The sequence below is a fragment of the Ornithinimicrobium sp. genome (genome assembly GCF_051004135.1).
Taxonomy (GTDB): domain Bacteria; phylum Actinomycetota; class Actinomycetes; order Actinomycetales; family Dermatophilaceae; genus Ornithinicoccus.
Map to the genome: position 1 here is coordinate 1 of NZ_JBPCKQ010000236.1, position 8,452 is coordinate 8,452.

7 protein-coding genes and 1 pseudogene are annotated in these 8,452 nt (G+C 70.1%); 4 read left to right on the forward strand and 4 right to left on the reverse strand.

The window, feature by feature from the left end; genetic code table 11:
• Positions 1 to 664 precede the first annotated feature (664 nt).
• From ACR2FV_RS16980 to ACR2FV_RS16990, 3 genes are read left to right on the forward strand one after another with little or no spacing between them, the layout of a single operon-like run.
• The gene (locus tag ACR2FV_RS16980) at positions 665 to 2,620 is read left to right on the forward strand and encodes a sensor histidine kinase (RefSeq protein WP_434016887.1); all 1,956 of its coding nucleotides are present in this window, start codon (positions 665 to 667) and stop codon (positions 2,618 to 2,620) included.
• On the forward strand, positions 2,617 to 3,312 hold the full coding sequence (locus ACR2FV_RS16985) for a response regulator (protein WP_434016888.1): 696 nt from the start codon (positions 2,617 to 2,619) through the stop codon (positions 3,310 to 3,312). Before ACR2FV_RS16980 ends, ACR2FV_RS16985 begins: the two co-directional genes overlap by 4 nt.
• A 60-nt stretch (positions 3,313 to 3,372) precedes the next feature.
• Entirely contained in the window at positions 3,373 to 4,173 is an 801-nt protein-coding gene (locus tag ACR2FV_RS16990) for a hypothetical protein (RefSeq protein WP_434016889.1), read from the forward strand.
• A gap of 306 nt (positions 4,174 to 4,479) precedes the next feature.
• Here ACR2FV_RS16990 and ACR2FV_RS16995 read toward each other — a convergent pair whose 3' ends face one another.
• The 4 genes and pseudogenes from ACR2FV_RS16995 to ACR2FV_RS17010 all read right to left on the reverse strand — a co-directional run bounded on the left by ACR2FV_RS16995 (position 4,480) and on the right by ACR2FV_RS17010 (position 6,800).
• A complete protein-coding gene (locus ACR2FV_RS16995; protein ID WP_434016890.1) occupies positions 4,480 to 4,968 on the reverse strand; it encodes a VOC family protein in 489 nt (162 codons plus the stop codon).
• Positions 4,925 to 5,321: pseudogene (locus tag ACR2FV_RS17000) on the reverse strand (helix-turn-helix transcriptional regulator); the annotation flags it as partial. The gene ACR2FV_RS16995 and the pseudogene ACR2FV_RS17000, both read right to left, overlap by 44 nt.
• Positions 5,322 to 5,480: 159 nt before the next feature.
• Entirely contained in the window at positions 5,481 to 5,891 is a 411-nt protein-coding gene (locus ACR2FV_RS17005) for a J domain-containing protein (RefSeq protein ID WP_434016891.1), read from the reverse strand.
• Between the two features lie 477 nt (positions 5,892 to 6,368).
• A complete protein-coding gene (locus ACR2FV_RS17010) occupies positions 6,369 to 6,800 on the reverse strand; it encodes an Hsp20/alpha crystallin family protein (protein WP_434016893.1) in 432 nt (143 codons plus the stop codon).
• Positions 6,801 to 7,217: 417 nt separating this feature from the next.
• Between ACR2FV_RS17010 and ACR2FV_RS17015 the strand changes: the two genes are divergently transcribed.
• A complete protein-coding gene (locus ACR2FV_RS17015; protein ID WP_434016892.1) occupies positions 7,218 to 8,342 on the forward strand; it encodes an ISAs1 family transposase in 1,125 nt (374 codons plus the stop codon).
• Positions 8,343 to 8,452: the final 110 nt, after the last annotated feature.

Here is an 8,452-nt window from a genome sequence, read left to right on the forward strand (position 1 = left end):
CATGAGCCGGCCATTGGGTGAGCCGGACGAACATCTCCTCGCTGGGCACACCGATAAGGCGCGCAGCGCCCGCGTGGCCGTACTCGTGCACCACGACGTACCCGCAGACGACGGCTCCGACCGCGAATCACAGGACCACGCCCATGCCTTAGTGTGCCGCAGCGGCCATCAGTCGACCCGGCCCCTGCCCATGTCCAGCCGTCCCCGCGGCGCGATGCTGCGCGGTGAGGGGACTGCCGCCGGAGGACTCCCGGGGAACGGATGCCGCCGTTGCATACGAGGGGGTTGGCGGCTCTGCTGCTGATCCAGACTGGGTTTCAGGCGTGCCTGGCAGGGGGCGTGCCGTGGGGCCGGACGACCTATGAGGTCAACACTCTGGCAGCTTTCCGACCGGGTACCGATGCGTCAGCGCGATGGGTGCTGTTGCCTATGCCGCCACAGCATTCACTTTTGACAACTCCCATCTCAGCAGGGCCACGAGCCCCTTGCATCACCGTCCGCCCACGCTCAACTGCGAAGAGCCGGATTGCCCCAGTCGGCCTACCTACGCATATTCCTCTCAGCGCGGGCATGATGGGAGGTGATGGTCCAGACAGCCCAGGCCTCGGTAAGCAGTCCGCGGTCGCCTGGTTCGCCGGCCGGGCGCCCCGGGCTGGTTCTCGGCGTGACCATCGCGCTGCTGCTGGCCGGCCTGGGACTGGAGGCATCGGCCGGTCCAGAGCGGATCGCCAACCCGTTCCTGCCGGTGATCGTGCTAGGCACGCTCGTCGCGAGCATCCTGGGCCACGCAGTCGCCGCGCGCCGGCCCGGACACCCGGTCGGTCGGATCCTGCAGGCCGACGGAGCGTGCGGCGCGGTGGTGGTGCTCGCCGGCGGGCACGCCAGCGCGGCCCTCGCCGACGCCTTGCCGCCCACGGGTGCGACCGCCACCCTATGGCTGAGCCGTTGGTTGTGGGTGCTGCTGTCGGGCCTGCAGGCGGTCGCGCTGCCGTTCGCCTTCCCCGACGGGCGGCTGCCGTCGCCGGGCTGGCGGCTGCCGCGGCGGTTCGCCCTGGGTGCCGTGCTCGCCTTCGCCGTCGCCAACATGGTGACGCCGTTCTCCCAGTCGGTCTGGCGCGACGTGCCGGTCACCAACCCGGTGGCCGTCCCCGGCCCGTGGTCGGGCGTCGCCTGGCTGCTGGGTGCCGCCCTCTTCGTGACCGCCAGCGCGGTCGCCGCCGGCGCGCTGGTAGCCAAGCTGCGCCGGGCGACCGGGGAGGTGCGGCAGCGGCTGCGCTGGGTGACCGCAGTGGGCGTGTTGGTGCCGGTCTCGCTGGCGCTCAGCCTGCTCGCGCCTGGCGGTGAGGTCGGGGGCCTTGCCGAGATGGTCGTCGGGACCCTGTTCGCCGGCACCCTCGTGGTCGCGACGCTGCGGCACCGCATGTACGACGCGGACGTCGCGCTGAACCGTGCGGTGGTCTACGGCCTGCTGTTGACCAGCCTGCTGGGGGCCTACCTGCTCGTCGTGATCGTGCTCGGCCGAGTCGTCGGCGGGCAGTCCTGGCTGCCGGCCGCGGCAGGCGCTGGCGTCGTCGCGGTCGCGTTCAGCCCGCTGCTGCACTGGCTGAGGCGCTCCGTGCGCGGGTTGCTGCTGGGCGCGCCCGGTGACCAGACGGCACTCGTCGAGGGTCTCACGGTCGCCGGCTCGACGGGTGCTGCCACCTCCACCGAGGAGGTGCTGGGCAGGTGCGCGGAGGTCGTACGGGAGTCCTTGCGGCTGCCGTGGGTGCGACTGCAGGCCTTCGACCTGGAAGTCGAACGGGGCGAGTCGCGCACCGCGGGCACAGCTGTGCGGCTGCAGCGCGGCGATCGGGCGCTGGGGGTGCTCACCGTCGGTGACCGCTTCGACGGCTACCGGCCGACCTCGGAGGAACGCGATGTTCTGCGAACAGCTGCCCAGCAGCTCGGTCTCACCCTCGAGGCGCTGGCCCTGGCCGCCCAGCTGCGCGCCGCGCGCGACCAAGTGCAACAGGTCCGCGACAGCGAGCGCCGGCGGATCCGCAACGACCTGCACGATGTCCTCGGCCCGGTGCTCGCCGGCGTCGCTCTGGGGCTGGCCGGCGCCGAGGAGATCGGCCGCCGCGACCCCGCGGCCGCGATGGGGGTGCTGCCGCGGCTGCACGAGTACACCCGTGACGCGGTGGCCGAAGTCCGCCGCCTCGTCGAGGGCCTAGGGCCGGCCGAGCTGGACACGTTCGGGCTGCGTGAGTCGCTGCGCCGCTCGCTGACCCGGCGCGACCCAGCCGGGTCGGAAAGCCTCTCGCTGCGCCCGGGTGCGCCGCTGCCGCCACTGCCCCGGGTGGTGGAGGTGGCGGCGCTGCGGATCGCCACCGAGGCCGCCACCAACGCCGCACGCCACGCACCCGACGCGACCTGCACGGTGGCCGTCGAGGTGCACGATCGCCACCTGGTCGTCGAGGTGCACGACGACGGTCCGGGCATGGCCGACGACGTCGAGCCGCACGTCGGGCTGGCGTCGATGCGCGAGCGCGCCGAGCGGATCGGGGGCAGCCTGAACATCGAGTCCGGCCCCGACGTGGGCACCAGGATCCTGGCCCGGCTGCCGGTGGAGCTGCAATGATCCGGGTGCTGGTCGCCGACGACAACGCGGCGTTCCGCTTCGGCCTCGGCACCCTGCTCGGCGCGCTGCCGGACCTGACGGTGGTGGCCGAGGCGGCGACCGGCGACGAGGCCGTCGTCCGAGCGCTGCGTGAGCGGCCCGACGTGGTGCTGATGGACCTCGACATGGCCGCGGCGGACGACGGCATCACCGCCACCGGCCGGCTCACCCAGTCCGCACCTGACATCGGGGTTCTCATCCTCACGATGTCCGACAGCGAGGAGCAGCTTGGCGCGGCGCTGCGCGCCGGTGCCCGCGGCTTCCTGGTGAAGGGCGCTTCGCGTGCAGAGGTGGATCGCGCCGTGCGCACCGTCGCCGCCGGTGGCCTTGTGCTGGGGCCAGGGTTGGCCCGGCGCCTGGGCGTGCTCATGCAGGCGACGCCGCCCGGCGCGGACGTCCTCGCCGCGCTGACCCGCCGGGAGCGTGAGGTGCTGGACCTGGTGGCCCGCGGGATGGACAACGCCGCCATCGCCCGCCGGCTGGTGCTGAGCCCCAAGACGGTGCGCAACACGGTGTCGGCGGTGTTGACCAAGCTGCCGGTGGAGGACCGTGTCCAGGCCGCGCTGCTGGCCCGGGAGTGTGGTCTGGGCGTCGCCGACAGTGCCGGCGGTGTCCCGGGACCGTCCCGGCCGAATCGGGACCCGGATCCCTGACCTACGGGTCGGTGCCTGAGACACGGTGTCGGTAACGTCACCGATCCGAAGGAGCACCTCATGTCGAAGCCAGGGCGCGTCCGCCGCGGCGCTCTCACCGTCCTCGCCGCGATCGCGGCGCTACTGACCGCGCTGCTGACCGTGGGCGCCTTCGAGAAGATGCTCGCCGCGGACTCCAGCAGCGGCGATCGGTTCGCCGCGCTGCCGCACGCCCCATGGCTCGCGCTCGGCTGGTCGGCCGCGTTCCTTGCCCTGGTCTGGCGCGCCCAGCACCACCCGGCCGGCCTGCAGCAGGTGCTGGCCATGCTGGTCGGACTCTATGTCGGGGGTACGCTGCTCGCCCCCGGCGAGGACGACTGGGTGTTCGTCATCGGGTTCGGTGTTGTCGCCGCCGGGCTGGTGGCGCTCTACCCGGACCGCCGGTCCCTGCTGCGTGCCGGCCCCGCCGGCCCGTCGCCGCTGATGCTCCCCTTCGTTCTGCTGGCTGCGGTGCCGCTGACGATCTACGCGTTCGACGTGATGGACCTGTATGTCGGTCCGACGCAGGGCCCGTTCTACCTCGGCGTCGCGGCCACGGCCACGTCTGCGCCGTTGGTCGGCCTGGTGGCCGGCTTGCGCTCGGCCGGGATGCGGCTGCCGACCTGGTCGGCCGGCGTGATGGCCGCCTCACTGGGCATCGCCTCGCTGCTGTGGGCCTCGGATCCCGGTGCCATGCCGATGTGGGCGGCACTGCTCACCCTCGCCGGGTCGGCCGGGTTCGTCGCGCTGGGGGAGTGGGAGCGCGCCCGCGCCAGCCGTACGCCTACGCCGGGGTCCGTCCCGGCCAGTGACGCGGACCGGCAAGTTGCCGCCGAGCGCTGACCCAGCGGCGTACGGGCGAACTGCGGGCCGGCCCCATGGCGCCCTTGGGCATGAGAGCTGCGCTGCGCACCGTCAGCCCGGTGCACAGCGACGGCGTCGCCCGCTGCTTGTCGGTCACTTCCGCGAGGTCGGCCGCTAGGACCGCCCGCTCGGCGTGGACCACGGACCACAGGTCAGTCATCTCTCGATCCGCCTTCCGGAGCTGGTGGCTCATCGCGGTACTGGCGCCGGGTCCGCGTTGTCGCTGGTCCCTCTGTGTGGAGGTCGATGCTGGCTCCTCCCCGGTCCCCGGTCCCCGGTCCCCGCTCATGGCTGGCTGGGCAGGGGTTGACTGAGGCGCACCTGGTTTCCGCGGGGGTCGCGCACGCTGCAGTCGCGGATGCCGTAAGGCTGGTCGATGGGCTCCTGAAGGATCTCCGCGCCGACCGCGCGCAGCGATTCGAACACCTCGTCGACCTCATCCACCTGACAGAACACCGCCAGGTCGCCCTTGGCAACCAGCTCGCGCATCGCGTCCTGGTCCACGGGCGGGAAATGCTGGTCAACCGCGGCGAGCAGCAACTCGTGGTCTGAACCTGGTGCTGCGACGGTCAGCCAGCGCATGGCGGGTCTGGCCGAAACGTCGACACGAACCTCGAAACCGAGGCGGTCGGTGTAGAAGGTCAGCGCATCGTCGAGGTCGATGACAAAGACGGGCGTATGGGTGATTACCGTTGGCAGGACCAGAACCCCAGGGGCCGCCGGTACCCCCTGCTTCTCCGTTCCTGCTCGGTCGCGTCCAAGCCTTGGGGACACACGGTGGGGTCTGCGCCAGCACGCCGTGGTCGCCAGCGCGGTATGCGCTCGGCGGCGCCGACAAGGCGAGTGAACGTCGAGCTGAACGAACCCAACGAGGTGAAGCCCACCTCCATGCAGACCTGGGTCACGGCCAGATCGCCGCGGCGCAGCAGCGCCATCGCCCGCTCGACACAACGGGTCTGCAGATACCCGTACGGTGTCTCACCAAGGACCTCACGGAAGCGTCGCGAGAAGTGTGCCGGTGACATCAGAGCCGCGCGCGCCATCGTGGGCACGTCCAGCGCGAAGGCGTATTCGCGTTCGAGCAGAACACACGCCCTGCCCAGATGCGCGAGATCTTCGGGATTCACCCCGTCAACCTACGTCCGAACGCCGTCGGGACCCCCCTCGCACTCGATGATGCCCGCCGTCACGAGGGAAGCCCCAGTAGGCGATCCCTTTTGGACGCTCAAGATCGTCGCGGCCGAAGACGGCGACGGGAGCCGCCGGCCGTCCCGCAGAGGTTCGGCCTACGGTTCTGGCTGACTGAGCCAGTGGACCGGGCCAGCTTGGATCGGCGGTGTGATGTTCAGGTCGTTGTGCCTCGGGTGAATCCGAATGTTCTGTCGGGTGGACCGCGGCGCGGTGATGGTGCGCAGCCGGTCGTAGTCGGCGCGCCGGGCTGGGTCGCGAAGGGCCTCGTATGCGGTCAAGACTTCCTGTAAAGCTGCGTCGACCGACGCGACGGACTGGCCCTGTTCGGCGACGCGCGTGTCGGGGTGGTGCTGGCGAAGCAGCGTGCGGTAGGCGTGGCGGAGCTGGGCCTGGGTTGCGTGCGGCGTGAGTCCCAGGACGGCATAGAAGTCGGTCCCTGCTGCGTTCATCATCGTGTCGGTTGTCCGGATGGTGGTGGTCCCGGCCGTTATTGCGGCCGGAACCACGGTATGAGGATGGCTGCGGTGGCCGGCCCGCGAAGTGGTGCGTCGTTCGGGCGCGGGCGTCGCGCGGCCTGCGTCGGACGCTGAGGGGCAACCGTGCGGGCGAGCGAGCAGTCACCTCGTGATGGATTCACGTGTGGCATCACCTGCCTTCCTGTCTCCGGTTGTGGCTGCCGCGGGCGGAGGTGACCGTTGCCGTGCCCACCTGCCGATGCCTGGGTGGCGTGGCTGGTTCGGCAGGCGCGTGGCGTTGGCTTCGCGACGATGCCGGCCCCGGCGGGGGCCTCGCTTGGCGCGGGTGCCGTGGTCTGGTTCGGCCGGTGGCGGGCTGGGCCATTCCGCGGCGATGATCGCGTCGAACTCGTCCCGCAGCAGGTCCTCATTGGCGCAGAGCAACTCAAGGAACTGCTCGTCCGTGGTCGGCGTGACATCAAAGTCGCTGGTATGCAAGATCTGGAGCACCATTCTCACCCCTGAGCCTCAGGCGTTGATGGCCCGCTGTTCCTCGCCCTTGTCGGTGATCGCGATCTTGCGCGGCTTGGCCTGTTCGGCGACCGGGATCGCCGGGGTGAGCACGCCGGTGTCGTAGCTGGCCTCGATGTGCTCGGTGTCGAGGTTGTCGCCGAGGATCAGCTGCCGACTGAACACCCCGCGCGGACGTTCGGCGGCGATCAGCTCCGTGTCGCTGGCCCGGGCCGGGCGTTCGGCCTTGACGGTGACGACGTTGCGTTCGACGTCCAGGTCGATCGAGTCCGGGTTGATGCCGGGCAGGTCGAACTCGACGTGGAAGGTGTCGCCGTCTCGCCAGGCGTCCATCGGCATCACCGACGGGCGCGCCAGGGTGCCGTTGGTGCCCAGCGCCTGTTGGGTGAGTCGGTCCAGTTCACGGAATGGGTCGGTGCGCATGAGCATCGTGTCCACCTCCATCGTGTCGTCTCCTGATGCTCTTGGTTAGGCCACGGACCGCGACGGCGATCTGTGGTGAGTGCTATAGATTTTTTTTACCACTCGTGGCATGCTGACGCAAGAGGCAGCATCGAGAAAGCTCTTGAGAGAGGGGACGAGCGGTGGAGGCAGTGGCCAGGCCAGAGCCAGGTGTCTATGGCATCTCCGTCGCGGCCGAGCTAGTCGGCATGGGGGTGCAGAACCTGGGTCTGTATGAGGCCCGCGGATTGCTCGAGCCTCAGGGCCCCGGAAAGATCGGCGAGTAGCGCGTTGATCTGCGGTTTTGTAGCGGTGTGACCGGCGTGGCGTGTGTGACGGGTGTGGCCCAAGGGGCTGAGATGGGAGTTCTCACACACACCTCTCAGGCAAGGACCACACCCGCCGATGTCATCTTCCCCGATCCAGCCTGCCGCCAACTCTGGCCACGCCGAGGAACTGGTGGCTTTGCTTGCTCGAGTCCCCGATCCACGTGACCCGCGTGGGCTGCGGTACCCATTGGCGGGGATGCTCGCGGTGGCGGCGTCTGCGGTGCTGGCCGGGGCGCGGTCCTTCGCTGCGATCGGGCAGTGGGCCACCGACCTGGATACCGATCGGCTCGCCAGGCTCGGGCTCGACGCGGCACCGCAGGAATCGACGATGCGCAAGCTGTTCGCCCGCCTCGATGTGGCCGCCCTGGACCGCCAACTCGGGGTGCTCGCCTGGACCCGGACCCGTCAGATCAAGGGTCGACGAGTGATCGCGATCGACGGCAAGACCGTGCGCGGAGCACGCACCAAGGACCGTGCTGCACCGCATCTGGTCGCTGCCCTCGACCACCAAGCAGGCCTGGTGCTGGGACAGGTCGCGGTGTCAGCCAAGAGCAACGAGATCCCCGCCGTGCGTGACCTCCTCGCCGGGTTCGACCCCGCTGACCTGCGCGGATGCGTGATAACGCTAGACGCAATGCATACCCAGACCGACACCGCAAAGACCATTCTGACTGCGGGCGCGGACTACGTGCTCACCGTGAAGGCCAACCAGCCCGGGCTGCTGGCCCGGCTCAAGGCCCTGCCATGGAAAGACGTTCCCGCCAACACCGCCACCACCACCGGTCACGGGCGCCGGGCCACCCGCACCATCAAGATCCTCGATGCCCCCGCCTGGACCGGATTCGCTGGCGCCGCCCAGGTCGCCCAAGTTCGGCGCACCATCACCAAGGCCGGGAAGAAGAGCGTCGAGGTCGTCTACCTGATCACCTCCGCCGCCCACGCACAAGCACCGCCCGCGGTGCTGGCCGGCTGGGTCCAAGAGCACTGGTCCATCGAAAACCGCCTGCACTGGGTGCGCGATGTCTCCTTCGACGAGGACCGCTCCCAAGTGCGTACGGGCAACAGCCCCCACGTCATGGCCAGCCTGCGCAACACCGCTATCGGACTGTTCCGTCTAGCCGGCTGGGACAACATCGCCGCCGCCCTACGGCATCACGCCCGAGACCCCGACCGAGCCATCAACTGCCTGCTGACCTGCTGAGACGCGACCTTTCCGGGGCCCTGCATCGCCACCGGTTGGACCGAGACCCGGTCAGTGAAGAACAAGGCCCAAAAGTGGGTCTTCGCCGCGATCAAGGACGCCACCGCGTC

Excerpts from the sequence above, each read along its gene's own strand:
- ACR2FV_RS16985 (WP_434016888.1), top strand. The coding sequence starts at position 2,617 with ATGATCCGGGTGCTGGTCGCCGACGACAACGCGGCGTTCCGCTTCGGC.
- ACR2FV_RS16990 (WP_434016889.1), top strand. The coding sequence starts at position 3,373 with ATGTCGAAGCCAGGGCGCGTCCGCCGCGGCGCTCTCACCGTCCTCGCC.
- ACR2FV_RS17010 (WP_434016893.1), bottom strand. The coding sequence starts at position 6,800 with ATGCTCATGCGCACCGACCCATTCCGTGAACTGGACCGACTCACCCAA.
- ACR2FV_RS17015 (WP_434016892.1), top strand. The coding sequence starts at position 7,218 with ATGTCATCTTCCCCGATCCAGCCTGCCGCCAACTCTGGCCACGCCGAG.